Origin of the sequence: Pseudomonas sp. CFBP 13711 (assembly GCF_014842265.1) — a bacterium.
Classification (GTDB): Bacteria; Pseudomonadota; Gammaproteobacteria; order Pseudomonadales; family Pseudomonadaceae; genus Aquipseudomonas.
In genome coordinates this window covers 291,173-314,398 of sequence record NZ_JACYVI010000006.1, presented here as the reverse complement: position 1 = coordinate 314,398, position 23,226 = coordinate 291,173, and the positions used below count along the sequence as shown (strand labels likewise).

Annotated in this window: 21 protein-coding genes, 1 tRNA gene and 1 pseudogene; 13 read left to right on the top strand and 10 right to left on the bottom strand. The window is 60.1% G+C overall.

The window, feature by feature from the left end; all coding sequences use genetic code 11:
• Nucleotides 1-285: 285 nt before the first annotated feature.
• Nucleotides 286-3,228 (top strand): annotated as a pseudogene (locus tag IFT47_RS14200) (sensor domain-containing protein); the annotation flags it as partial.
• 15 nt (nt 3,229-3,243) lie between these two features.
• Nucleotides 3,244-3,320: transfer RNA gene (locus IFT47_RS14195), tRNA-Ile, on the top strand.
• Nucleotides 3,321-3,389: 69 nt separating this feature from the next.
• On the opposite strand, the gene IFT47_RS14190 is transcribed toward IFT47_RS14195, so the two are convergent.
• The 7 genes from IFT47_RS14190 to IFT47_RS14160 form a co-directional block, all read right to left on the bottom strand.
• Nucleotides 3,390-4,547, bottom strand: coding sequence for a glutathionylspermidine synthase family protein (locus tag IFT47_RS14190; protein ID WP_192173116.1), 1,158 nt, complete (start codon nt 4,545-4,547; stop codon nt 3,390-3,392).
• 14 nt (nt 4,548-4,561) lie between these two features.
• Nucleotides 4,562-5,287 (bottom strand): DUF1190 domain-containing protein, encoded by a 726-nt coding sequence (locus IFT47_RS14185; RefSeq protein ID WP_133775475.1) that lies wholly within the window; start codon nt 5,285-5,287, stop codon nt 4,562-4,564.
• A gap of 28 nt (nt 5,288-5,315) precedes the next feature.
• Nucleotides 5,316-5,741 carry a DUF350 domain-containing protein gene (locus tag IFT47_RS14180; RefSeq protein WP_074886933.1) on the bottom strand — a complete coding sequence of 142 codons (426 nt, stop codon included), beginning with the start codon at nt 5,739-5,741 and terminating at the stop codon, nt 5,316-5,318.
• A 13-nt stretch (nt 5,742-5,754) separates the two neighbouring features.
• Nucleotides 5,755-6,414, bottom strand: coding sequence for a DUF2491 family protein (locus IFT47_RS14175; RefSeq protein ID WP_192173117.1), 660 nt, complete (start codon nt 6,412-6,414; stop codon nt 5,755-5,757).
• A gap of 49 nt (nt 6,415-6,463) precedes the next feature.
• Complete coding sequence (locus tag IFT47_RS14170) at nt 6,464-7,027, bottom strand: rhomboid family intramembrane serine protease (protein ID WP_192173118.1); 564 nt, start codon at nt 7,025-7,027, stop codon at nt 6,464-6,466.
• A 77-nt stretch (nt 7,028-7,104) separates the two neighbouring features.
• The gene (locus IFT47_RS14165) at nt 7,105-7,812 is read right to left on the bottom strand and encodes a PspA/IM30 family protein (RefSeq protein ID WP_192173119.1); all 708 of its coding nucleotides are present in this window, start codon (nt 7,810-7,812) and stop codon (nt 7,105-7,107) included.
• A 15-nt stretch (nt 7,813-7,827) separates the two neighbouring features.
• Entirely contained in the window at nt 7,828-8,448 is a 621-nt protein-coding gene (locus IFT47_RS14160) for a YjfI family protein (protein ID WP_192173120.1), read from the bottom strand.
• 168 nt (nt 8,449-8,616) lie between these two features.
• Between IFT47_RS14160 and IFT47_RS14155 the strand changes: the two genes are divergently transcribed.
• On the top strand, nt 8,617-9,663 hold the full coding sequence (locus IFT47_RS14155; protein ID WP_192173121.1) for an FUSC family protein: 1,047 nt from the start codon (nt 8,617-8,619) through the stop codon (nt 9,661-9,663).
• A 36-nt stretch (nt 9,664-9,699) separates the two neighbouring features.
• On the opposite strand, the gene ppk2 is transcribed toward IFT47_RS14155, so the two are convergent.
• Complete coding sequence (ppk2, locus tag IFT47_RS14150) at nt 9,700-10,611, bottom strand: polyphosphate kinase 2 (RefSeq protein WP_192173122.1); 912 nt, start codon at nt 10,609-10,611, stop codon at nt 9,700-9,702.
• Between the two features lie 249 nt (nt 10,612-10,860).
• Between ppk2 and IFT47_RS14145 the strand changes: the two genes are divergently transcribed.
• The 10 genes from IFT47_RS14145 (at nt 10,861) to IFT47_RS14100 (ending at nt 21,811) form a co-directional block, all read left to right on the top strand.
• On the top strand, nt 10,861-11,322 hold the full coding sequence (locus IFT47_RS14145; RefSeq protein ID WP_192173123.1) for an Lrp/AsnC family transcriptional regulator: 462 nt from the start codon (nt 10,861-10,863) through the stop codon (nt 11,320-11,322).
• Nucleotides 11,323-11,464: 142 nt separating this feature from the next.
• Nucleotides 11,465-13,159 (top strand): flavin monoamine oxidase family protein, encoded by a 1,695-nt coding sequence (locus IFT47_RS14140; RefSeq protein ID WP_192173124.1) that lies wholly within the window; start codon nt 11,465-11,467, stop codon nt 13,157-13,159.
• A 10-nt stretch (nt 13,160-13,169) separates the two neighbouring features.
• On the top strand, nt 13,170-13,970 hold the full coding sequence (locus IFT47_RS14135) for a carbon-nitrogen hydrolase family protein (RefSeq protein ID WP_192173125.1): 801 nt from the start codon (nt 13,170-13,172) through the stop codon (nt 13,968-13,970).
• A 94-nt stretch (nt 13,971-14,064) separates the two neighbouring features.
• A complete protein-coding gene (pqqF, locus tag IFT47_RS14130) occupies nt 14,065-16,428 on the top strand; it encodes a pyrroloquinoline quinone biosynthesis protein PqqF (protein WP_192173126.1) in 2,364 nt (787 codons plus the stop codon).
• Nucleotides 16,429-16,616: 188 nt separating this feature from the next.
• On the top strand, nt 16,617-16,688 hold the full coding sequence (gene pqqA, locus IFT47_RS14125; RefSeq protein WP_008365141.1) for a pyrroloquinoline quinone precursor peptide PqqA: 72 nt from the start codon (nt 16,617-16,619) through the stop codon (nt 16,686-16,688).
• A 93-nt stretch (nt 16,689-16,781) separates the two neighbouring features.
• Nucleotides 16,782-17,693: a pyrroloquinoline quinone biosynthesis protein PqqB gene (pqqB, locus tag IFT47_RS14120; RefSeq protein WP_192173127.1), complete on the top strand. Its 912-nt coding sequence runs from the start codon at nt 16,782-16,784 to the stop codon at nt 17,691-17,693.
• Nucleotides 17,694-17,832: 139 nt separating this feature from the next.
• A complete protein-coding gene (pqqC, locus tag IFT47_RS14115) occupies nt 17,833-18,588 on the top strand; it encodes a pyrroloquinoline-quinone synthase PqqC (protein WP_122536522.1) in 756 nt (251 codons plus the stop codon).
• Nucleotides 18,585-18,860 carry a pyrroloquinoline quinone biosynthesis peptide chaperone PqqD gene (pqqD, locus tag IFT47_RS14110; RefSeq protein ID WP_192173128.1) on the top strand — a complete coding sequence of 92 codons (276 nt, stop codon included), beginning with the start codon at nt 18,585-18,587 and terminating at the stop codon, nt 18,858-18,860. The genes pqqC and pqqD overlap by 4 nt, the downstream gene beginning before the upstream one ends.
• Nucleotides 18,832-20,019: a pyrroloquinoline quinone biosynthesis protein PqqE gene (gene pqqE, locus IFT47_RS14105; RefSeq protein WP_192173129.1), complete on the top strand. Its 1,188-nt coding sequence runs from the start codon at nt 18,832-18,834 to the stop codon at nt 20,017-20,019. Before pqqD ends, pqqE begins: the two co-directional genes overlap by 29 nt.
• Nucleotides 19,985-21,811 carry a S9 family peptidase gene (locus tag IFT47_RS14100; RefSeq protein WP_192173130.1) on the top strand — a complete coding sequence of 609 codons (1,827 nt, stop codon included), beginning with the start codon at nt 19,985-19,987 and terminating at the stop codon, nt 21,809-21,811. Before pqqE ends, IFT47_RS14100 begins: the two co-directional genes overlap by 35 nt.
• Before the next feature lie 208 nt (nt 21,812-22,019).
• Here IFT47_RS14100 and IFT47_RS14095 read toward each other — a convergent pair whose 3' ends face one another.
• Both IFT47_RS14095 and IFT47_RS14090 read right to left on the bottom strand, forming a co-directional pair.
• The gene (locus IFT47_RS14095) at nt 22,020-22,886 is read right to left on the bottom strand and encodes a DMT family transporter (protein ID WP_192173131.1); all 867 of its coding nucleotides are present in this window, start codon (nt 22,884-22,886) and stop codon (nt 22,020-22,022) included.
• A gap of 85 nt (nt 22,887-22,971) precedes the next feature.
• Entirely contained in the window at nt 22,972-23,133 is a 162-nt protein-coding gene (locus tag IFT47_RS14090) for a YqaE/Pmp3 family membrane protein (protein WP_037019089.1), read from the bottom strand.
• Nucleotides 23,134-23,226 lie beyond the last annotated feature (93 nt).

The following is a 23,226-nucleotide window of genomic DNA, read 5'->3' as shown; positions in this document are numbered from 1 at the left end:
GCTCTCTTATGCTTGCTTACCACCTCTGCAGTCTCCGCCCAGGCATTGCTTCACAACGAAGATGAAGGGCAAGCGATGCGGCAAGGGTTACAGTCCACCGAAGACGCCCAATCCAGAAATCCAGTCGATATAAACCAAAACTTATCCACTCCCCTGCTCAGCGACCGATTTGTCGGTGTCAATCAGGCGCGCCCATCAGAACGACACAACGACCTGGCGGATTCGGCAGCCGCATTGCCGGCAGGTTTCCATGCCAGCGAACGCAGCAAGCTCTGGCACGAGTTCTTGCTGATCGGACTGCCCGGGCTGCTGGTGCTGACAACGGTGCTGGCCATTGTGGTGCGGGTCAACCGTCGCCTCAGCTCGGAAATTTCCCGCCGGATCGCGCTGGAACAAGAGCTGCGCAGCAGCGAGTACCACTATCGCGGGATGATCGAGAGCCTTTCGGCCATCGCGTGGGAGGCCAACACTCACGACTACTCCTACAACTACGTCTCGCCCCATGCGCAGGAATTGCTGGGGTATCCGCTGCACCAGTGGCGAAGGCCCGGATTCTGGCGCAGCATCGTTCATCCCGAGGACATCGACTACGCCCAAGCCTACTGCGACCGTGAAGTGGCGGAAGGCAATGATCACAGCGTCGATTACCGAGTCCTGAGCGCCGACGGCAGGGTGGTCTGGATTCGCGATATCGTGAGCATGATCGGCTGTGGCCGAGAGCCCGTGATGCGCGGGCTGATGATCGACATCAGCGAAGCCAAGCAGACCGAAGAAGCGCTGCGCCTGTCGGAAGGGAAGTTCGCCTCGGTGTTCGCGCAATGCCCTGACATGCTGGTGATCGCGCGCCTTTCCGATGGCTGTTTTCTGGAGGCCAATCCGGCATTTGCCGAGCAAATTGGCGTCAGCCCGGCCGACGTTGTAGGACGCGTGCCCTCCGAGCTGAATATCTGGGGCATTCCCGACATCGGCCACAGTCTGCTGCAACGCCTTCAAAGGGGCAGCATACGCAATCTGGAAATGCCGTTTCGGCGCAGTGATGGCCGCCTGTTCACCGGGCTTCTGTCAGCCGAGCCCTTTGATCTGGACTCCACGGCCGCAGTGGTTCTGGTGGTGAGGGACATCACGCCGCTCAAGGAAGCCCAGCAACAGCTGCAAATGTCCGAAGAGAAATTTGCCAAGGCCTTCCATTCTTCGCCAGACGGACTGCTGATTACACGGCAAAACGACGGGTTGCTGGTGGAGGTTAACGACGGTTTCAGCCGGATCACCGGTTATCACAGCTCGCTGTCCGTAGACCGTACCACCCTCGACCTGGGCATCTGGGTAGACCTGAACGAGCGACAGCAACTGCTTGAGCAATTGAACCGCGACGGCTTTGTGAAGGACTTCACCAGCCACATTCGTCGAAGGGATGGTCAGATCCGCCTGTGCGAGATTTCCGCGCGACCGCTGCCGATTGCCGGTGAGGATTGCATGCTCACCATCGCGCGCGACATCACCGACCGCCACCAGATGCAGGAGAAACTGCAACTGGCCGCGACGGTATTAGAGAGCACGGCGGAGGGTGTGTTGATCACCGACACCCGACAGCGGATCAATGCCGTCAACCGCGCCTTCAGCGAGATCACCGGCTACAGCGAACAGGAAGCCCTCGGCGAGACACCGCGTCTCCTGGCGTCCGGATTCCACGACAGCGCGTTCTACGCCGCCATGTGGTACCAACTGACGGCCGAAGGTCACTGGCAGGGCGAGATCAGCAACCGGCGAAAAAATGGTGAGATCTACCCGAGCTGGCTGACCATCAGTGCCGTGCGCAATCGCGATAAATTCATCACCCATTTCGTCGCGGTGTTCGCTGATATTTCCAGCCTGAAACAGGCCCAGGCACGGCTGGATTATCAGGCGCACCACGACCCGCTGACCGGCCTGCCAAACCGGACACTGTTCGAAAGCCGACTGCACGCCGCGCTGATTCACTCAAGAGCGGCTTACAGCCTCGGCGCGGTGTTGTTCCTCGACCTGGATCGCTTCAAGCACATCAATGACAGCCTCGGTCACCCGGTCGGCGATCTGCTGCTGAAAAGCATTGCGGTGCGCCTGAAGGAGAACCTGCGTGACATCGACACCGTCGCGCGACTCGGAGGCGACGAGTTCATTATCCTGTTGCCGGGCCTGCAAAATCCGACTGACGCCGAAGTAGTCGCCACCAAGCTGCTCAACAGCTTTTCAGCGCCGTTTCAAGCGGGCGAACACGAGTTCTTCATGAGCACCAGCATTGGCAGCGCGCTGTTTCCCACAGACGGCGCGGACGTCGCCACGCTGATCAAGAACGCCGACGCGGCGATGTATCGTTCGAAGGCCAAAGGTCGTAACCGCGTCGAGCACTACACACGCGATCTGACCGCTCAGGCCAGCGAGCGAGTCGCCCTGGAGCACGAACTGCGGCGCGCCATCGAGCGTAACGAGTTAACCCTGTCCTACCAGCCCAAGATCAGCCTGCTGACACACCGACTGGTCGGCGCCGAAGCGCTGATACGCTGGTTTCACCCCACGTTCGGCGATGTCCCACCTGAGCGGTTCATCCCGCTGGCAGAAGAAAACGGCATGATCCTGCAGATCGGGGAATGGGTGCTCGATACGGCCTGCCAGCAATTGCATGCGTGGAACCAGTGCTACGACATGTCCGGCCCGTTGTCAGTGAACCTTGCCGGCGCCCAGTTACGTCAGACCGATCTCGTCAACAAGATCGAACGACTGCTGCTCCAGCACGAGCTGCAGCCAGGGTGTCTGCAACTGGAGATCACCGAGAACTTCATCATGTCGCAGACCGAGGAAGCGCTTTCAGTCCTGCATCGCCTGAAAACACTCGGTGTACAGCTGGCGATCGACGACTTCGGCACCGGCTACTCTTCGCTCAGTTACCTCAAGCGCCTGCCGCTGGACATCCTCAAGATCGACCAATCGTTCGTGCGCGGTTTGCCTGATGACCCCCACGATGCAGCGATTGTCCGCGCCATCATTGCGCTGGGCCGCAGCATGCAGCTGACAGTCATCGCAGAAGGCGTCGAAACCCTCGAACAGCAGCAATTCCTGGCGGACGAGGGCTGCGAACAAATCCAGGGCTACCTCGTCAGCCTCCCCCTGCGCGCGGAGGAATTCTGCACGACATTTCTTCGTACAACCGTTTCAGACGTTTCGGATAGCACAGCGCGTAAACCGTCGTTATAATCCGCGGCCTACTGAGGGCCTATAGCTCAGTTGGTTAGAGCAGGGGACTCATAATCCCTTGGTCCACGGTTCGAGTCCGTGTGGGCCCACCAAATAAAAAGCCGCGCATTGCGCGGCTTTTTTCGTTCTTGCGCGGCACCCACACCGGGCTCATCACGATCTCAGTCAATCACCACATGCGGCAAAAACCGGCTGCTGTCCTTGGTGATCAAACTGTCATCTTCACGAATCCCGATCCCCGAAGCCGTATCACCCACCACCCAAGACCCGATCAGCGTGTAGCTGTCTCCAAAACGAGGCAGTGGCGCGAACTCTTGAAGGATGTAGGGCGCATCGTTGTAGGGCCCGTCTTCGAAAATGACCTGGTCAGTCGGGGTGCGGATTTCGATGTTGGCGCCTTCGCGGGAAAAGTAAGGCTTGCGCACCCAGCCTTTTGGCACCGCAGATTGCGGGTGCTTATCCACAAAGGACGGCAGCAGATTGGGATGTCCTTCGTTGAATTCCCAAAGCAGCGGCAGGATGCCTTTGTTCGAAATAATCGCCTTCCAGGCAGGTTCGATGAACTGCGTATCGCACTGGGGGATGGCCTGGCCGTGGGGCTCATGAAAGACATGCTCCCAAGCGTGCAGCTTGAAGATGCGTTCGATCCAGCGGCCCTCAAGATCGACAAATCGGCCGTTGGCGTTCAGGCCAATGTCTTCGATGTCGATGTGGCGGGTGTCGATGCCGACATGTTCAGCCATTTTGCGCAGGAATTCCGTCGTACCCCGGTCTTCGATGGAGCCTGACATACACGAAAAGTAGAACGGCCCGCCTTCCTTGATCGCCGCAAAAGCCCGGACCAGATCCTCCGCTATCGAGTTGAATTGCGAAGCGTGGGCCGGCAATACGCCGCGCTGGATCTGCTCTTCAAGCCAGATGAGCTGAAACGCGCCCGCTTCATACGCTGACGTAGGCGTGTCCATGTTGGCTTCCAGCAGCTTGGCCGGGTTTACTCCGTCATAGCTGAAGTCAAAGCGGCCATACAGATGCGGGTGGCCTTCCTTCCACGAGGTGCGAACCAGATCAAAGAACGCCTGCGGAATGGCCAGCCGGGTCAGCAGCTCTTCGCTCTCGACGACCCTTTCCACAACGTCCAGGCACATGGCATGAAGCTCCTGGGTCGGCGCTTCAATGTCGCGTGTGATCTGCGCTTCGGTGAACTGGTAGTAGGCCCGCTCATCCCAGTAGCGCTCGCCGTCGATGGTGTGAAAGTTGAAGCCTTCACGCTCGGCCGTCTGGCGCCAGTCAGGACGTTCCTGGATGCTGATCCTTTTCATGGGTAACGTCCCTGTTATCCGCCGAAGCTTGAACCGCTGCTTTTGCCACCCCAACCGCTGCGAGCGGTGGCCTGGCTGCCGAAACCGCCACGCGAAACAGAAGAAGAGACGGAGGAGTTACGACCAAGGGTGCTTTTGCTGTAAGTGCCGGTCGAGCTGCTTCGCGCCTGGGTGGAGTTGCCGAAGGTTTTGCCCTGCTCGATCTGGCGCGACAGTGTGGAATACCCATACCCACCCCGCGAGTCCCGCTCCTGGTAGATGGGCTGAGCGTAGTAACGACCACCACCGCCGGTGAATCCGTTGACCATGTTGCTGACGAGCATGCCCATCAGGAATCCGTTCACCCCGGAACCGAAGCCACCGCCACCGCCACCCGACTGGTTAGCCTGAGCCTTCGCTGCATCAACCTGTGACTTGGGAAGCTCACCGGAAACTTCCAGCTGAAAACCGCCGAGCTTGGGCGTGAACTTGCCATCGGCATTCTGCTGGCAGTAATCGGGGACGAAATCTGCTTCGCAAGCCGTCTTGTCGTCGTAGGTCGGGGCAATGCGGCGGTGCTCCGCCAGGGCGCTCATGTAAGCGTCCGAGCAGATGTCGACCGGTACTTTCTGGTCAACGCAGGACTGAACCGACGGATAGGTCTGCTGCGCGGAAACCTCGACGGTATCGGACTTGCTGCATGCGCTGATCGCTAACGGCAGGGTGCTGGCCAGGACCAGCTTGAGGGAACTACGTCTCATCGATAACTCCTTTTTCGATAACGGGCGATCAGGTCGACGGCGTCATGCAGGCCGAATTAAGAAAACCGACACTGATCGAGACGCTGGCGGCGTAGATGGCCGCGGCAAGCTCGCCTCGGGTGATGCGTGCGGACAGATCCTTGAGCACCATGCTGGTGGCGGTGAAGGCCAGCAGCTGTACGACTGCTGCGATTACTGCCCAGATCACCACATCCAGCACGCTGATGCTGTAGGTGATCACGTTGCTGGCAGGAAGAGCGAAACCGATCAGCGCACCGCCGAGGGCGACGGCGGCGGCAACATTGCCCTCACGAATCTGGGCAAATTCCTTGTGGGGGGTCAGACGCGTGTAGGCCATCTGAAACAACGAGAACAATCCGCCGGCCACAATGATGTAGACCACAAAACTCAGCAACGACTGGAAGCTGACAGACATACGAAGCGCTTCAAGCATTTTTTACTTCCTTTTAAATGACGGTGAAATCAGTGGACTGCAGGGTCACGCCGACCGACGTGGTGAAGGAGACAACGCCCTCCTCGTCCTCTTCAACGGACAGCAACAGAAACTCGCGACGATCCACCAGTCCGGTGTCCCGCGCGTACAACATGCTCAGGTGCTTGATGCGGTAGGCACCGTCAGGACTGACGACGTGCTCGTCCATGGGCGTGAGCTCGGTCTGGCCTTGTTCCGTGCCCCACTGACGACCGTACTCCCAGCCGTCATGCTCGAATACCGGCAGACCGACTTTGGACGCAGGCCCCACCAGACGCTTGAGCTCCGCCTCGCTGTTGATCGTGACGGCGCTGCTGTAACCGAACAGGATGATGTCCTGAACGTCTTCAGCGGCAGGCCCGTTCATCATGACCTGCAGCCAGTAATCTTCGTCCTCGAAGTAGAAACGCACCAGACGGACCGATTGCCCGAGGTCAACCTGACCCACCGCCCAGACCACTTCTTCGTCGGGGACCACCAGCTCCGAATGGCCGTCGAGCATCAGCTTTAGCGAGTCGTCGAGGTCGAGCATACGACCGGTCGCCAGCCCGAACGGATTAGCCAGGCTTGGATTGCCGAGACCGCCCGGTGGAGTGGGGGACTCCAGGCCTAACGCGCGTTTGATCCAGCTCATGTTTCATCTCCTTTGAATTCGCGCCGAGGCGATGTAAAAAATTTTAAATTCACTGCGCCGGATCTCGCTCGAGAAGCCGCCGCGAGTGCATCAGCCAGGCCGTCACAATACCGGCAAGCGCGCCACACAGGTGTGACTCAATCGATACGCCCGGCACCGGAACGAACCCAAAAATCAATCCGCTGTAGCCCAGCAGGGTCACCAGTGCAATCGCGAAACTCGCCAGGCTGCGCTGGTACCACGCCCGGGCCAGCAGATACGCCCACAAGCCAAAGATCAGACCGCTCGCGCCCACATGGATGACCGGCCGGCCAACCACCCAGACCATCAGCCCGCCGAGCACAACGATGAGCAGCACCACGCGGACGTAACGTTGAAGCCCCTCGGTCGCAACCAGCCAGCTCAGCACCACAAAAGGCAGCAGATTGCTCAGCAGGTGACGGACAGAGCCATGGAGAAACGGGGAGAAAACGACGCCTTGGAGTCCTGATACCGTTCTGGGCACCAGGCCGTGGAACAGCAGGCTGTTGGCGGTCAGGGAGTTAACCATCTGCACAACGATCATCACAGCGGCAAGGCAGAGTATCGTTCGTAGTCCATTTCCGATATTCATCTGTACACCGCTGGAGCCCAAAAAACTGAAACCGAAAAAAGGCAGACGGAAATCCGGCTGCCTATTTTTAACGGTGCTTATTGCCCAGCGTTACCGCTCTGGTTTTGCGCTTTCAAGCGGGCCAGCACGTCAGCCGCGCCGCCTGTTTTTGCGCCGATCCCGGCATCCTGAAGACGACGCTCCAGATCACCGCCATTGGCAGCCTCGGTCAGCTCGTCGGCCGCTTCAAGCCTCGCGTCCTGCTCATCCTGACGCTGCTTGATACGGGCCAGCGAACCCACTGCGGTTTCGAGTCGGCCGTTGGCACCACCGGTTGCGGCAGCGGCGTTGATCTGCGCCTTTTGCACGCTGTCGCGGGCCTTGGCCATATCGGTCTGCTGACGCAAGCCTTTGATCTGGCTTTCAGCCTTGATGACCTGTGCAGTCAACTTGGCCACATGGACGCCAAACTGATCGGCGGCAAGCTTCTCTTGATCGCGCAGGGCCGTCAGCTCGGCCACTTTCTCGGCACACTCGAGGGCGAGGGCTTCTTCGCCTTTATTCATCGCGGCGAGGGCTTTCTGCTCCCAGTTGGCGATGTTCTTGTCGTGCTCTTCGACGCGTTGCAGCGAGAGCTTGTGCTTGGCTTTGATCTGGATCAGCTGGTTACGCGCCGCGAGCATTGCAGCATCAGCGTCACGGATTTCCTGATCGAGGATTCGCAGTGCTTGTGCATCGACGATGGCTTCACCCACCTCGGAAGCCCCACCACGCAGCGCTGTGACCATTTTTTTCCAAAGGCTCATTGATGTGTCTCCCGATTACTGTGAATCAACTGTTAGAAGGTCTTCGTAGGCATCAGCCGCACGAATCACGTTGTCTGCCAGCGTGAGGACTTCGTGGACGATGACCGTCAGCGAAGAGGCGGCACTCAGGGCGCCGAACATGCTGTAGACGGTTTCGCCGTTTGGCATGGTCTCGATGCCTATCGACGACAGCGGGAAGAGATCCCGACTGCGCAACACTGTCTCGTTGAAAGACGTTGGGTCTTTGACCTGAGAGGCGTAGACCAGGACGGAATCAACCAGGATCTGGTCGCCCGCAATGGCAATGATGATGGGCAAGCCGCCGAACTGGTTCATCACCAGGCTCAGACTCGGCTCGGCGCCGTGGATAAGGGTCAGTTTGATGTCTTCGTTCTTCACCACGTCCAGTTCGGCGAAGGCCGAGTGAAGCGTGTCGATGGTCCAATTGGTGTTCTCAGTCATGAATCCCTCCAGTTTGATCCGGTTACCCAAGTAGGGCTGGCGCAGCACTTTTTCGATGTCTCTCAGCACTTCCGCGTTTTCTGGAAGTACGTACAGCTCTCGTTTCACGTACCCGGCAGCCGTCAGCCGAGCGCGCATTTCGCGCATGTAGTCGGTTGAAGTTTTCCGAGCCATTGAGGTTTTTCCTGAACATCACATGTGATAGCAACGCACCCTACGCGCAAGCATCCCGATACGCAACATCTCACATGTGATGATTTGGTGAATGAGGCAATGCCGGTGGTGACGCGCCGCGTTCGCCGGGCTTCGGATATATTCATCATCCCCATGGTCTGTAACCCCATGAACTCAGCCTCTCTCCCCTCCTGGCTTCGCCGCGCCCTGCGTCCGCTTCTGGACCCATACCGCCGCTATCGCCATGCCCGCTACATTCACGCCGGCCGCATCGTGGTCGGACTACTGGTGTCGATTCTTCTGACGACCGGCATTAATTTGCCCCACGGTGAGTGGGCGTCGGTCACGATGCTGATCGTGATTGGCGGGTTGCAGCACCACGGCAACATCGGCAAGAAGTCGGTAGAGCGGGCCTACGGGACGTTGATAGGGGCGGCCTTGGGCCTGGCGATCGTGGCGCAGGAAAGCTATCTGGGCATGCCGTTGTTGACGTACGTGATCATGTCGCTGATCTGCGGCTTCTTCGCGTATCACGCCATCGGCAAGGGCGGCTACACGGCACTGCTGTCGGCGATCACCCTGTTTATCGTGGCGGGCCACGGTGATAACCCGATCACGGACGGGTTGTGGCGGACGGTGGATATCCTGATCGGCATCGCCCTCGCCCTGGCGTTCTCATTCGCGCTGCCGCTGTACGCCGTGTATTCGTGGCGCTACAACCTGGCAAGTGGCCTGCGGGACTGTGCCCTGGCTTACGATCGCATCGCCAGCGGGCAGTCGATCACCGCAGATGAGCACGTGAAGCTGACGGCACGGATGGGCGCGACGTTGTTGCAGCTGCGTTCGCTGATGCCGTCGGTGTCCAAGGAAGTGAAGATTTCGATCGTTGAGCTGGACGCTATTCAGAGCCACTACCGAATGTGCCTGAGCATCCTCGAGATTCTTTCGAACCTGCGTCCGGCAGACGCTGGCAGCACGGGCGTGACGGCGGAGCAACGGCGCATTCGTCGCATGCTGATCGGCATGGCCCGTGCGCTGCAGACCGGTGCGACCGAGCGTTTGCAGCGGCCGACCGAGAGCTTGACCGTCGGGCCCGACGTTCCAACCGCCTCGACCGAGGTGCTCGGTTATCAGCTGATGACCCGCCAGTTCACGCAGAATCTCGAAAGCCTGCAACAGCGACTGGCGAAAACAGCGCCGGCGTGGAAAATCTGAACCACGCCAGCGCTGTAATCACATATCGGCGGAGGATCAATAAACCGGCGGAACAACCATCTCACGCGGTACCGGTGCCCGTAGGTAATTGGCGTTGTACTCGCGCTCCGGCAGCACCACTTGCGGTGTCTCGGTATCGCCGCGCGGGATCTGCTCCAGCAGGTGGTGAATGCAATTCAAGCGCGCGCGTTTCTTGTCGTCGGCCTCGACAATCCACCACGGCGCGACGTCAGTGTGGGAACGCGTGAGCATTTCTTCCTTCGCGTTGGTGTAGGCCTCCCAGCGACGACGGGATTCGAGGTCCATGGGCGAAAGCTTCCACTGTTTCAGCGGGTCATGGATGCGCATCAGAAAGCGCCGGTATTGCTCGTCATCGGTGATGGAGAACCAGTACTTGATCAGGATGATGCCCGAGCGCACCAGCATTTTTTCGAACTCGGGGACGGTGCGGAAAAACTCTTCGTACTCCTCGTCATTGCAGAAGCCCATGACCCGCTCGACGCCGGCCCGGTTGTACCAACTGCGGTCGAACAGCACCATTTCGCCAGCCGCAGGAAGGTGCGCGACGTAGCGCTGGAAGTACCACTGCGTGCGCTCGCGCTCACTCGGCGCGGTCAGTGCAGCCACACGGCAGACCCGCGGGTTGAGCCGCTGAGTGATGCGCTTGATCGCACCGCCCTTGCCTGCCGCATCCCGGCCTTCGAACAGCACGACCACCTTGAGCTTCTGGCTCACCACCCAGTCCTGCAGTTTCACCAGCTCGCCCTGAAGGCGCAGCAGCTCACGGAAATACAGGCGGCGATCAATCCCTTTGGGCACCTCCTCACCTAAGTCAGCCAACAGGCCATCCAGGCGCGCGTCGTCGTACTCCATTTCCAGTTCTTCGTCGAAGCTGTCGAGGATATCGGCCTGGATGTAGCGGGCGGTTTCGGAGAAATCCAGAGTCATGACGAGGCTCCCGGCGTGGATTCAAAGGGGGTGGGGGGAGAATTTAGGCACGCCAGGGGTGACAGAAGAATGACAAAAGCCTTACAGCGCGGAAAAGTCCTACATGACCGACGCAGGTTCTCTGACGCCCATCTCTGGTGGACGATCAACGCAGAATGCTTGGGCTTTCGCGTCGCCTTGCCATTCGAATATCACCCAAACCCCTACGGAATCTCCTAACATGCCCCGCTTGCCGAAGGAGATCCGCCCTTGCCTGACACCCGCCCACCAGCGCTCGACGACATCGACCGCAAACTGATCGCCGCGCTGCAAATCAATGCCCGGGAACCGGTCGCCAATCTGGCTCGGCAATTGGGCATCGCGCGGACGACCGTGACCTCGCGACTGGCGCGCCTGGAAAAAGCCAAAATCATCACCGGCTACGGCGTGCGACTGGGTCAGCGGCTGGTGGATGGAGGTCTGCAGGCTTACGTCGGCATCACCGTGCAGCCTCGCTCCGGCAAGGAAGTGCTGCGGCGGCTGAGTGCGCTCGCCCAAGTGCAACAGTTGTGCGCAGTGAGTGGCGAATTCGATTACGTGGCGTGGCTGCGCACGGACTCGCCGGAGCAGCTGGATCAGATGCTTGATCTGATCGGCAGCGTCGACGGGGTCGAGAAGACCACCACGTCGATCATCCTCAGCAGCAAGATTGATCGCGGCCAGCCGTCCTGACGTGCCATTTCCGACAATATGACGAAAAGCTCCGTCACTTTGCTGGGGTTCTCGACACAACGACGGCACTCTGCGTCTTATTAACGTCCCAACTGTTATCTAGACTTGTTCACTTTCGCGCCTCAGTCGAACAAGGTCAGTCATGAAGAACAATCGCCACCCCGCCAACGGAAAGAAACCGATCACGATTTTCGGCCCGGACTTCCCGTTCGCCTTCGATGACTGGATCGAACATCCTGCGGGCCTCGGCAGCATTCCTACGGAGAACCTCGGCAAAGAGGTGGCGATTGTCGGCGCAGGCATCGCCGGGCTGGTCGCGGCTTATGAGCTGATGAAGCTGGGCCTCAAACCCGTCGTTTATGAAGCCTCCAAAATGGGCGGCCGTCTGCGTTCGCAGCAATTCGAAGGCGCTGAAGGCATCATCGCCGAGCTGGGCGGCATGCGCTTCCCGGTGTCCTCCACCGCTTTTTATCACTACGTCGACAAGCTCGGCCTGGAATCCAAGCCCTTCCCCAATCCGCTGACGGCAGCGTCGGGCAGCACAGTGATTGATCTGGAAGGCAGCACCCACTACGCACAGAAACTGTCGGACTTGCCCGCGCTGTTTCAGGAAGTGGCTGACGCCTGGGCCGACGCGCTGGAGGACGGCTCGCAGTTCGCCGACATCCAACAAGCCATCCGCGACCGCGATGTGCCCCGGCTGAAGGAGCTGTGGAACAAGCTGGTGCCGTTGTGGGACGACCGCACGTTCTATGATTTCGTCGCCACGTCCAAAGCCTTCGCCAAACTGTCGTTCTATCACCGCGAAGTGTTTGGGCAGGTCGGTTTCGGCACCGGTGGCTGGGACTCGGACTTCCCGAACTCGATGCTGGAGATCTTCCGCGTGGTCATGACCAACTGCGACGATCACCAGCACCTGATCGTCGGCGGCGTCGCGCAAGTCCCTATCGGCATCTGGCGCCACGCCCCTGAACGTTGCGCGCATTGGCCAGAAGGCACCAGCCTGTCGACGCTGCACCGAGGCGCCCCGCGCACGGGCGTTAAAGGCATCAGCCGCGCCGCCAACGGCCAGTTCGCGGTCACAGACAATCTGGGTGACGTTCGCCATTACGATGCGGTTTTGGCGACGTGCCAGACTTGGTTGCTGACCACCCAGATCGAGTGCGAAGAGTCGCTGTTTTCCCAGAAGATGTGGATGGCACTGGACCGCACGCGTTACATGCAGGCGTCGAAAACCTTCGTCATGGTCGACCGGCCGTTCTGGAAGGACAAAGACCCGGAGACCGGCCGCGACATGATGAGCATGACCCTGACTGATCGCCTGACCCGTGGCACCTATCTATTCGACAACGGCACCTATTCCAACGGCGTCGAGAAGCCGGGGGTGATTTGCCTGTCGTACTCGTGGATGAGTGACGCGCTGAAAATGCTGCCCCACCCCGTTGAAAAACGCGTAAGCCTGGCGCTCGGCGCGCTGAAAAAGATCTACCCGAAGGTCGATATCGCCGCACGCGTCATCGGAGACCCGATCACCGTGTCATGGGAATCCGACCCACACTTCCTCGGTGCTTTCAAAGGCGCGCTGCCGGGCCACTACCGCTACAACCAGCGGATGTACGCGCATTTCATGCAGAAGGACATGCCTGACGAGCAACGGGGCATCTTCATCGCCGGTGACGACGTGTCCTGGACGCCGGCCTGGGTCGAGGGCGCTGTGCAGACGTCGCTGAACGCGGTGTGGGGCATCATGACCCACTTTGGCGGCAAGACTCACGCCGAGAACCCGGGCCCGGGTGACGTGTTCCACGAGATCGGCCCGATCGTTTTGCCGGAATAAGGAAGCCACTATGCGCGTCGCCCTCTACCAATGCCCGCCGCTGCCGCTGGATGTCAGCGCCAACCTCATGCGCCTGGAAGCTCAGGCGATCGAAGCATCGGCCCAAGGTGCGAAGCTGCTGGTCTTCCCGGAGATGTTTCTCAGCGGGTACAACATTGGCGCCCAGGCCGCGCGGGAGTTGGCGCAAGCAAGCAACGGCCCGGCTGCGCTGAAGATTGCCGAGATCGCTCAGGCCACGGGCGTCGCGATTCTGTACGGCTACCCGGAGTTGAGCACGGACGGCCAGGTTTACAACGCGGTGCAGTTGATCGACGCGCAAGGTGTGCGGCTCTGCAATTACCGTAAGACCCATCTGTATGGCGAGCTGGACAACGCGATGTTCAGTGCGGGCGATGAGCACTTTCCGGTGGTGGCATTCGGAGGCTGGAAACTCGGCTTTTTGATCTGCTACGACGTCGAGTTTCCCGAGAACACACGGCGTCTGGCCCTGGCCGGCGCCGACCTGATTCTGGTACCGACCGCCAACATGGCGCCCTACGATTTCGTCGCGGAAGTCACCGTGCGCGCCCGCGCCTTCGAGAACCAGTGCTACCTGGTTTATGCCAATTACTGCGGCAGTGAGGGCGAGATCCATTACTGCGGTTTAAGCAGCATCTGCGCGCCAGACGGCCGGCAAATCGGTCTTGCTGGACAGGATGAAGCGCTGGTGATTGCGGATCTGGACCGTGAATCGATGAGCAAATCTCAGGCGATCAATACGTATTTCAAGGATCGCCGACCGGGGTTTTATTCCGGTCTGGGTAAACCGTAAGGTAATTCTCCTGCGCCACCCCTGCGCACGTCCCACACCTGCACGCCCGTAATCCGCTAGCATGGCCGCTCATTCATCAAACCTCACAAGCGCCATGCCCAACCCCCTCAGCCAGCGATCCCTGACCCTGCCCAACGGCCTGAACGTGGTGCTTGTTTCGGCCACACGTTTGAAGCGTTGCGCGGCGGCATTGCGGGTGGCGGCAGGCAGTCATGATGTCTCGGCCCGCTGGCCGGGGCTGGCGCATTTTCTTGAGCACTTGTTTTTTCTCGGCACCGAGCGCTTTACGGCGGACGAAAAACTGATGGTGTTCGTGCAGCGTCATGGCGGGCAAGTGAACGCCAGCACACGCGAACGCACCACCGACTTTTTCTTCGAGCTGCCGCGCGCCGTGTTCCCCGACGGTCTCGAGCGGCTGTGCGAAATGCTCGCACATCCGCGTATGACGATTGCCGATCAGCTGCGAGAACGGGAGGTGCTGCACGCGGAATTCATCGCCTGGTCGCGGGACGATGCCTCTCGTGACCTGCTGAAGCGCCTGCATCCTGTCTCAGCCTTGCATCCGATTCGATGGTTTCATGCCGGCAATCGCTTCAGTCTTCCGGTTCCCCGTCAGGCATTCCAGCATGCGCTGCAGGATTTCTACCGACGGTTCTATCAGGCCGGACAGATGACGTTGAGCCTCGCGGGGCCTCAGTCGCTGGATGAACTGGAACAATTGGCCACGCAGTCTGGCGGGTGTTTTGCTCAAGGTATTCGGGTTAAGCAACAGCATCCGCCTGCGCTGCTCACTGATGCACCGAAGCCAATCGGCGAGGCTGATCAGCGTCGGATGCATCTGACGTTCGCATGCGAAGGCTTACCGGCAGGGCAAGAACAGGCCGCGGCGTTTCTCTGCACCTGGATGAATGACGCGCAAGGGGGCGGGCTGGTGGCGGAGCTGCGTGACCGAGGCTTGATTGAGTCGCTGAAGGCCGAGGTCATGTATGAGTTTGGCGGCCAGGCAATCATCGACATTAAGGTCGCATTGGCCGCGAAGGCACCCGACGCGTCATCGCACGTATCAGCAACGGTGTTCAGCTGGCTCGCCTTTTCCAAATCCCATTACCGCCCGTTGCTCGGAGAATACGCACGACTGGAACAGCGGCGTCTGGCCGTCAGCGGCGCGCTTTCGCTGGCACGGTATTTCAGCGCGGAAGCTAATGCGGCGGGCCTGTCGGTAGATGCGGTCGACGCACTGCTCAGCCAGCTCACACCAGACGCGCTGTTGCAGGCGCAAGCCGAATCTCCGGCGTACGACGCCTCAACCGTCCACTGGCGGCTGCCCGACCCCAATCCATTTTTGAACCAGACAACGCCGGCCACGGCGCCGACCTTGCCGCTGCCCGCGCTGACATTCAGCGACGCGCTGCCAGAAAACGGCGAAGCCGCACTGTACCTGCGATGGACGCTTGCCACGGCGCAACCAACGCTTGCACGAATGTTGGGTGAAAGCCTGAAACCGCTAACGGCCCAAGCCAGTCAAGCGGGGGTCGCGCTGGCATTCAGTGCCTACGGCAGATTCTGGCAGTTGAAAGTCTCAGGCGTGGCGCAACCGCTGCCCGCCGTGCTGGAGCAGGCTCTGCTTTTGCTCGGCAAGCCGGATGCTCAAGCCTTGGCGCGCTACGGTGCGCCAGCTAATGAACCGGCCGTTATCCCGATCCGTCAGCTGTTGAAGACGTTGCCTGATCATTATTTGAACAGCCCAATCACACATCAGACCGACAATCTGCACCGCGTTTGGGCTGAGGCTGGTTGGACAGGGTTTGCCACGGGCTTCACCCCCTCAGCGCAACAGTTGTTGAGTCACGCCGCTCGGCTGATCCCCGGTCTCCCCGAGCTTCCAGCACACCTAACCACCCCGGCTACAGGCACACGGTGGGCAATCGAACCGTCGGAATCTTCCGAAACTGCGCTGCTGATCTTCTACCCAACGCCCTCCCACTCTCTCGACGACGAAGCCACGTGGCGACTTTTCGCACAGCTGATGCAGGCTCCGTTCTACCAGCGCCTAAGGGTCGAGTTGCAGTTGGGTTACGCCGTTTTCAGTGGTTTCCGACAGATCGCTGGCCAGGGCGGTCTGCTGTTCGGCGTGCAATCGCCAGGCGCGAGCGCGGAGCAACTCGTTGCGCACATTGAGACGTTCATCAAGAGTCTGCCGACAATGATTAACGCCGCAGACTTACCCGGGCAGGTAAAAATCCTGCAGGATCAACTCGAAACGACTGACATGGAGCACTCGCAAGCGGCCGAGCTGCTCTGGCAAGCACATCTGGCGGGACACGGAAGCGACTACAGCGCATGCCTGCAACATTCCCTTGCACATCTTCAGCAAGCCGCTCTGCTCGAAACCGCTCATCGGCTGGCCCAGCCCGACAGCCCCAGACTCTGCCTATCGAACCGCCCTGACGCCCTCTAGCCCGCCCCGACCGCAGACCACAACCCGCTGATCATTGCCCGTTGTGCAAGGATCTTTATCGGATATTTCATCATTGGCCGTTCGATAATTTTAGTAACATAGCCCCCTAAGCATTTGAACGTCTCCGCTCGCAGGAGCACTAACGAATGTACTCACCCACCGCTGCACTAACCCAGAAGGAGTCAATTATGTGGACTAAACCTGCTTACACTGATCTGCGTATCGGCTTTGAAGTCACCATGTACTTCGCAAGCCGTTGATTGTTGCGCGGTGAGAAGCCTCGGTTCGCCGGGGCTTTTTTATTAACGCGATTCTGATTCAGGGCCGGCCTGGCCCGTCGCTACGGGGTTTACATGCACATCCAGATTCTCGGTTCCGCCGCCGGCGGTGGTTTCCCTCAGTGGAACTGCAACTGCGTCAACTGCGCAGGCTTTCGCGACGGCAGCTTGCGGGCGCACGCGCGCACCCAGTCGTCCATCGCGCTGTCGGACGACGGTGTGAACTGGATCCTGTGCAACGCCTCTCCCGACATCCGCGCACAGCTTCAGGGGTTCGCCCCGATGCAGCCCAATCGCGGCCTGCGCGATACAGGGATCAGCGCGATCATTCTGATGGACAGCCAGATCGACCACACCACCGGTTTGCTGAGCCTGCGTGAGGGCTGCCCGCATCAAGTCTGGTGCACGGACATGGTTCACGAGGACCTGAGCACGGGTTTCCCGCTGTTCAACATGCTCACCCACTGGAATGGCGGTCTGACCTGGAATCGCATCGAGCTGGAAGGCAGCTTTGTCATTCCCGCCTGCCCGAATCTACGCTTTACGCCATTTCCACTGCGCAGCGCGGCACCGCCCTACTCGCCACACCGATTCGACCCACACCCGGGCGACAACATCGGCTTGATGGTCGAGGACCTGAGCACGGGCGGCAAACTGTTCTACGCGCCGGGCCTGGGCAAAGTCGATGACGCCCTCATGGAGAAGATGAGCGGCGCCGACTGCCTGTTGGTCGACGGTACGATGTGGGACGACGATGAGATGCAGCGTCGTGGCGTCGGCACCCGCACCGGGACGGAGATGGGTCATCTGGCGCAAAACGGCCCCGGCGGCATGCTCGAAGTGCTGGAAAAGCTGCCGCAACAGCGCAAGGTGCTTATCCACATCAACAACACCAACCCGATCCTCGACGAAGACTCGCCCGAGCGCGCTGAACTGGCGCGGCGGAACGTCGAAGTGGCATTCGACGGGATGAGCATCGAGCTTTAAAAATGCTGAATAACCGACTGTGGGGTGAGTTTGCTCATGAAGGTGGCAGGTCAGCCAGCCGATGAGGCACAGGTAGATCGCCTTCCTGAGCAGCTCACGCCCACGGGATCTGCGGAAATTCTTGACGAGAACTGCCGACATGAACGATGCAACGCCGCTGTCCCCCGCTGAATTCGAACAGGCCCTGCGCGCCAAGGGCGCGTATTACCACATCTATCACCCTTTCCATGTGGCGATGTACGAAGGGCGCGCGACCCGCGAGCAGATTCAGGGCTGGGTCGCCAACCGGTTCTACTATCAGGTGAATATCCCGCTGAAGGACGCTGCGATCCTGGCCAACTGCCCGGACCGGGAGATCCGCCGCGAGTGGATACAGCGCTTGCTGGATCATGACGGCGCGCCCGGTGAAGACGGTGGCATTGAAGCCTGGCTGCGTCTGGGTCAGGCCGTGGGACTGGACCCTGACCAGTTGCGCTCGCAGGAACTCGTGCTGCCCGGCGTACGATTTGCCGTCGACGCCTACGTCAACTTTGCCCGCCGCGCCAACTGGCAGGAAGCAGCGAGCAGCTCGCTGACCGAGCTGTTTGCGCCGCAGATCCATCAGTCGCGCCTGGACAGCTGGCCGCAGCACTACCCGTGGATCGACCCGACCGGCTACGAATACTTCCGCACCCGCCTGGGTCAGGCCCGCCGCGACGTCGAGCATGGTCTGGCGATCACGCTGCAGCACTACACCACGCGGGAAGGCCAGCAGCGCATGCTGGAAATTCTGCAGTTCAAACTCGACATTTTGTGGAGCATGCTCGATGCCATGAGCATGGCCTACGAGCTGAACCGCCCTCCCTATCACAGCGTGACCGACCAACGCGTCTGGCACAAAGGAATCGCCCTATGAGCTTCAATCGCGAACAGGTGCCCAGCTGGCGCCGCGGTTATCGTTTTCAGTTCGAGCCTGCGCAAAACGGTCACGTGCTGCTCTACCCCGAGGGCATGATCAAGCTCAATGAAAGCGCGAGCGCGATCGGTGGCCTGATTGACGGTCAGCGCAGCGTCGACGCCATCATTGTGTTGCTCGACGAAAAATTCCCCGGCGTCCCCGAACTCGGCACTGACGTCGAGCAATTCATGGAGGTCGCCCGTGCAGAGCTCTGGATCGAATTTGCCTGACTCAGTGAACACTCAGTCCGATGTCTACATTCCGCCCACGCCCCCGGTTGGGCTGCCATTGTGGCTGCTTGCCGAGCTGACCTATCGCTGCCCGTTGCAATGCCCGTATTGCTCCAACCCGCTGGATTTCGCCAAGCAGGGGCAGGAGTTGAGCACCGAGCAGTGGTTCAAAGTCATGGCCGAAGCCCGGCAGATGGGCGCGGCGCAGATCGGCTTCTCGGGCGGCGAGCCGCTGGTGCGTCAGGACTTGGCCGAGCTGATCGCTGAAGCGCGGCGGCTGGGCTTCTACACCAACCTGATCACCTCCGGCATCGGCCTGACCGAGCAGAAGATCATTGACTTCAAGGAAGCCGGGCTGGACCACATCCAGATCAGTTTCCAGGCCAGCGACGAGCAAGTGAACAACATGCTTGCCGGCTCGAAGAAGGCTTTCGCACAAAAGCTGGAAATGGCCCGCGCCGTGAAGAAGCATGGCTATCCGATGGTCCTCAATTTCGTGACCCACCGGCATAACATCGACAAGATCGACAAGATCATCGAGCTTTGTGTGGCGCTGGAAGCTGACTTCGTGGAGCTGGCGACCTGTCAGTTCTACGGCTGGGCGCACCTGAATCGTGAGGGCTTGCTGCCGACCAAAGACCAACTTGTGCGCGCCGAACGCATCACCAACGAATACCGGGTCAAGCTCGCCGCGGAAAACCACCCGGTGAAGCTGATCTTCGTCACCCCCGATTACTACGAAGAGCGCCCAAAAGCCTGCATGAACGGCTGGGGCAATTTGTTCCTGACCGTGACGCCGGATGGCACCGCGCTGCCGTGCCATGGCGCGCGGCAGATGCCGATCCAGTTCCCCAACGTGCGCGATCACACGATGCAGCACATCTGGTACGAGTCGTTCGGCTTCAATCGCTTCCGCGGTTATGAGTGGATGCCGGAGCCTTGCCGCTCTTGCGACGAGAAGGAAAAAGACTTCGGTGGCTGCCGTTGTCAGGCATTCATGCTCACCGGCGATGCGAGCAATACGGACCCGGTGTGCAGCAAGTCGCCGCAGCATCACTTGATCACCCAGGCCCGTGATGAAGCCGAGTATGCTAGCCAGACCATCGAGCAACTGGCCTTCCGCAATGAACGAAACTCACGCCTCATCGCCAAGTCCTAACCTTCTTTCTGCCGCCCAGGCTGTGGCGGCAGGCACCGATTTCGCCGAACTCAGCGTCAGCCCTGCGGGGCTTTTCTGGAGTGAATTCCGCCCGCAGGATGCCGCGACGCGCATCTGGCGCTGGCACCACGGCGCGACTGCTTGCCTGACGCCCGAGGGTTTCAGCGTGCGCAGCCGGGTGTATGAGTATGGCGGCGGTTCGTTCTGCCTGACTGACGATGCCGTGGTGTTCGTCAACGAAGCGGACCAGCAGATTTACCTCCAGCCCTTCGATTCCCAAACGCCTCGACCCCTGACCCAAGGCGACAAGCTCTTCGGAGATGTCCGCTATGCGCGTGGGCAGATTCTGGCGGTTGAGGAGGATAAGGATACTCATCGGTTGGTCGCGTTCGACCTCGCCGACGGCCGCCGTCACGTACTGGCCGAAGGCGCCGATTTTTACGCATCGCCCACCGTCAGCCCGGATGGCAATCGCTTGGTTTGGATCGAGTGGTGGCGGCCCCATCAGCCCTGGACGTCCTCGCGACTGATGAGCGTCGAACGCCAGCCCGACTTCTCATGGGGCAGGCCGCACTGCCTCGCGGGCGGGTTGGGGCTGGAATCGCTGCAGCAACCCCGCTTTGATGAAACTGGCCGCTTGTATTGCCTGACCGACCGCGCCGGCTTCTGGCAGCCGTGGGTTGAGACGCTGGATGGTTTTGAGGCGCTGCCTGCCGCCCCTGCCGACCACGCTTCGGCGCCGTGGCAACTGGGCGCGTCAACTTGGGCGCCGCTCGGCGACGGCGCGTACCTCGCCGCCTGGTTCGAAGACGGCAAAGGCCTGCTCGGCGTGCGCTCGGAGCAGGGTTCAGTTGAAGATTTCAGCGGCGATTACAGCCGTTTCAGAAGCCTCGCGGTGGACGCGGATTACCTCTATTGCATCGCGGCGTCGCCCGTCAGCCCTTCTGCTGTCATTGCCATCAGTCGTGCTGACAAGCGCGTTCAGGTGCTGGCCGGCGGCATGAGCCCGCTCCCCATTGAGCGCATCAGCCAGCCGCAAACCCTGCGTTATCCCAGCGGCTCCAGCGAAGCGCACGGGTATTTCTATCCGGCCATGAATGGCGACGGCAAGCCGCCGCTGGTGGTGTTTATCCACGGCGGCCCGACCTCCGCGTGCTACCCCGCACTGGACCCGCGCATTCAGTTTTGGACGCAGCGGGGCTTCGCCGTCGCCGACCTCAACTATCGCGGCAGCACCGGTTACGGCCGCGCCTATCGCCAGGCACTGTTTCTGGAATGGGGGATTGTCGACGTCGAAGACGCCTGCGCAGTGGTTGAATACCTGGGCAATCAGGGCCTGATCGATCCAGAAAACGCATTCATCCGCGGCGGCAGTGCCGGTGGCTATACGACGCTGTGTGCGTTGGCTTTCAAGGATGTGTTCCGCGCAGGAGCGAGCCTGTACGGGGTGAGTGACCCGCTGGCACTGGCGGAAGCCACGCACAAGTTCGAAGCGGATTATCTGGACTGGCTGATCGGCGACCCCGATGTCGACATGGCGCGCTACCGGGAACGCACGCCGCTGCTGCATGCTGACCAGATCAAGGTCCCGGTGATCTTCTTCCAGGGCGAACTCGACGCCGTGGTCGTCCCCGCCCAGACCCGCGACATGCTCAATGCGTTACTGGAAAACGGCATACCGGCGGAAGGGCACTTCTACCCCGACGAACGCCACGGCTTCCGCAAAGCCGCCAACCAGGCCCATGCACTGGAAACCGAATGGGCGTTTTACCGCAAGGTGATTGATGGGTGAGGTGTCGGACGTTTTGCGCGTCAGCCACTGACGCACCTGGCCAACGCGATCATGTGGGAATGAGCTTGCTCACGAAGAAGACATTTCAACCGCTGGAATTTTAGCGGTTGTACCGGCCCCTTCGCGAGCAAGCTCGCTCCCACAGCTTGTGCGTAAACTGTCAAACCCGCGACATCGCCATGTGTAACCGCGCGAGCCCGTGATTGGCTCATCCATAAACGTGCAGCGCCACGGCACCGATCAATACCAGCCCCACCCCGCAGACCTGAATGGCGCTGAGCCGCTCTTTGAAGAACAGGAAGCCAAGCACGGCGGCGATACCCCCTGACAGGGTACTGATGACGGTGACCACGGAAATCGATCCCACCATCGCGCCATACGAGAACGCAGAAAACCCACCCAGGTTGAGCAGGCTTGCCGCCACAAGGGTTACCCCGGCGCGTGCAGGCGGCAACTTCAGGGCGTCTTTCATTCGCAAAATCATCGGCGACAAAACGGCGAGCCCGACCAGATACCCCAGCCAGAGCATCGTGACGGGGCCCAGTGCTGGCAGCGCGTAACGGCCCTGCATCCAGAAGCTCGATCCGTACAGCAAGGCGGCGCCCAGTGCGTAGACAATCGCTTGCTGGTTGTGCTTTTTCGCCATGGAATCGTTACCTGACGTGATGCTCGACAGAACGACTCCCAGCACGCACAACGCGATCAACAACAGCTGCGTCATCGAGATGTGCTCGCCGCTCGCCCACGAGAACAGCGTGGTGAAGACGCCGTACGACGTCACCAGTGGAGCCACAATCGAAGCTTTGCCGAGCGAGAACGCTTTGGATAACGCCAGCGCACCACTGACCGTGAAAACCGAAGCGAGTACACCCAGAAGCCACGTGTGCCACGGCGCAGAGAGTGATTTGGAGATGAAAGCCGGGAAGCACAACAACAGAATGCACATGATCAGGAAGCCAAGCGCCTGACCGAAGTAAACCGCTCGCTTGACCCCGACGGCACGGGCATTGAGCCCTACCAGAAAATCTGTGCCGCCCCAGAACAGAGCGGCGAGTAATCCCAAAACAACGTCCATCCCTGACCTTCCTGATCATAAAGTCCGACGTCGGACTCTATGTCAGCTGACCTGAGACAGGAAGCGCGGTGTTTAGCGGATTGGGTTACTTGCGACTGACAATGATGTAGATCGCGTGGATGATCCCCGGGATGTAGCCCAACAGGGTCAGCAGGATGTTCAGCCAGAATGCGCCGGCGAAACCGACTTGTAGGAACACGCCCAGGGGTGGCAGCAGGATGGCGATGATGATGCGAATGATGTCCATGGGTGAAGCTCCTGGTTAATGGCCCAATGGGGGCCGCACAGCTAATCGACCTTGGGCCGTTACAGGGGTTCCGCAGCGCAATCATCAAGCCAT

What these genes read in the sequence shown, in the direction of transcription:
- IFT47_RS14190 (WP_192173116.1), bottom strand. Translation starts at nt 4,547, where the DNA reads ATGAAAAGGATCAGCATCCAGGAACGTCCTGACTGGCGCCAGACGGCC.
- IFT47_RS14185 (WP_133775475.1), bottom strand. Translation starts at nt 5,287, where the DNA reads ATGAGACGTAGTTCCCTCAAGCTGGTCCTGGCCAGCACCCTGCCGTTA.
- IFT47_RS14180 (WP_074886933.1), bottom strand. Translation starts at nt 5,741, where the DNA reads ATGCTTGAAGCGCTTCGTATGTCTGTCAGCTTCCAGTCGTTGCTGAGT.
- IFT47_RS14175 (WP_192173117.1), bottom strand. Translation starts at nt 6,414, where the DNA reads ATGAGCTGGATCAAACGCGCGTTAGGCCTGGAGTCCCCCACTCCACCG.
- IFT47_RS14170 (WP_192173118.1), bottom strand. Translation starts at nt 7,027, where the DNA reads ATGAATATCGGAAATGGACTACGAACGATACTCTGCCTTGCCGCTGTG.
- IFT47_RS14165 (WP_192173119.1), bottom strand. Translation starts at nt 7,812, where the DNA reads ATGAGCCTTTGGAAAAAAATGGTCACAGCGCTGCGTGGTGGGGCTTCC.
- IFT47_RS14160 (WP_192173120.1), bottom strand. Translation starts at nt 8,448, where the DNA reads ATGGCTCGGAAAACTTCAACCGACTACATGCGCGAAATGCGCGCTCGG.
- IFT47_RS14155 (WP_192173121.1), top strand. Translation starts at nt 8,617, where the DNA reads ATGAACTCAGCCTCTCTCCCCTCCTGGCTTCGCCGCGCCCTGCGTCCG.
- ppk2 (WP_192173122.1), bottom strand. Translation starts at nt 10,611, where the DNA reads ATGACTCTGGATTTCTCCGAAACCGCCCGCTACATCCAGGCCGATATC.
- IFT47_RS14140 (WP_192173124.1), top strand. Translation starts at nt 11,465, where the DNA reads ATGAAGAACAATCGCCACCCCGCCAACGGAAAGAAACCGATCACGATT.
- IFT47_RS14135 (WP_192173125.1), top strand. Translation starts at nt 13,170, where the DNA reads ATGCGCGTCGCCCTCTACCAATGCCCGCCGCTGCCGCTGGATGTCAGC.
- pqqF (WP_192173126.1), top strand. Translation starts at nt 14,065, where the DNA reads ATGCCCAACCCCCTCAGCCAGCGATCCCTGACCCTGCCCAACGGCCTG.
- pqqB (WP_192173127.1), top strand. Translation starts at nt 16,782, where the DNA reads ATGCACATCCAGATTCTCGGTTCCGCCGCCGGCGGTGGTTTCCCTCAG.
- pqqC (WP_122536522.1), top strand. Translation starts at nt 17,833, where the DNA reads ATGAACGATGCAACGCCGCTGTCCCCCGCTGAATTCGAACAGGCCCTG.
- pqqD (WP_192173128.1), top strand. Translation starts at nt 18,585, where the DNA reads ATGAGCTTCAATCGCGAACAGGTGCCCAGCTGGCGCCGCGGTTATCGT.
- IFT47_RS14100 (WP_192173130.1), top strand. Translation starts at nt 19,985, where the DNA reads ATGAACGAAACTCACGCCTCATCGCCAAGTCCTAACCTTCTTTCTGCC.
- IFT47_RS14095 (WP_192173131.1), bottom strand. Translation starts at nt 22,886, where the DNA reads ATGGACGTTGTTTTGGGATTACTCGCCGCTCTGTTCTGGGGCGGCACA.
- IFT47_RS14090 (WP_037019089.1), bottom strand. Translation starts at nt 23,133, where the DNA reads ATGGACATCATTCGCATCATCATCGCCATCCTGCTGCCACCCCTGGGC.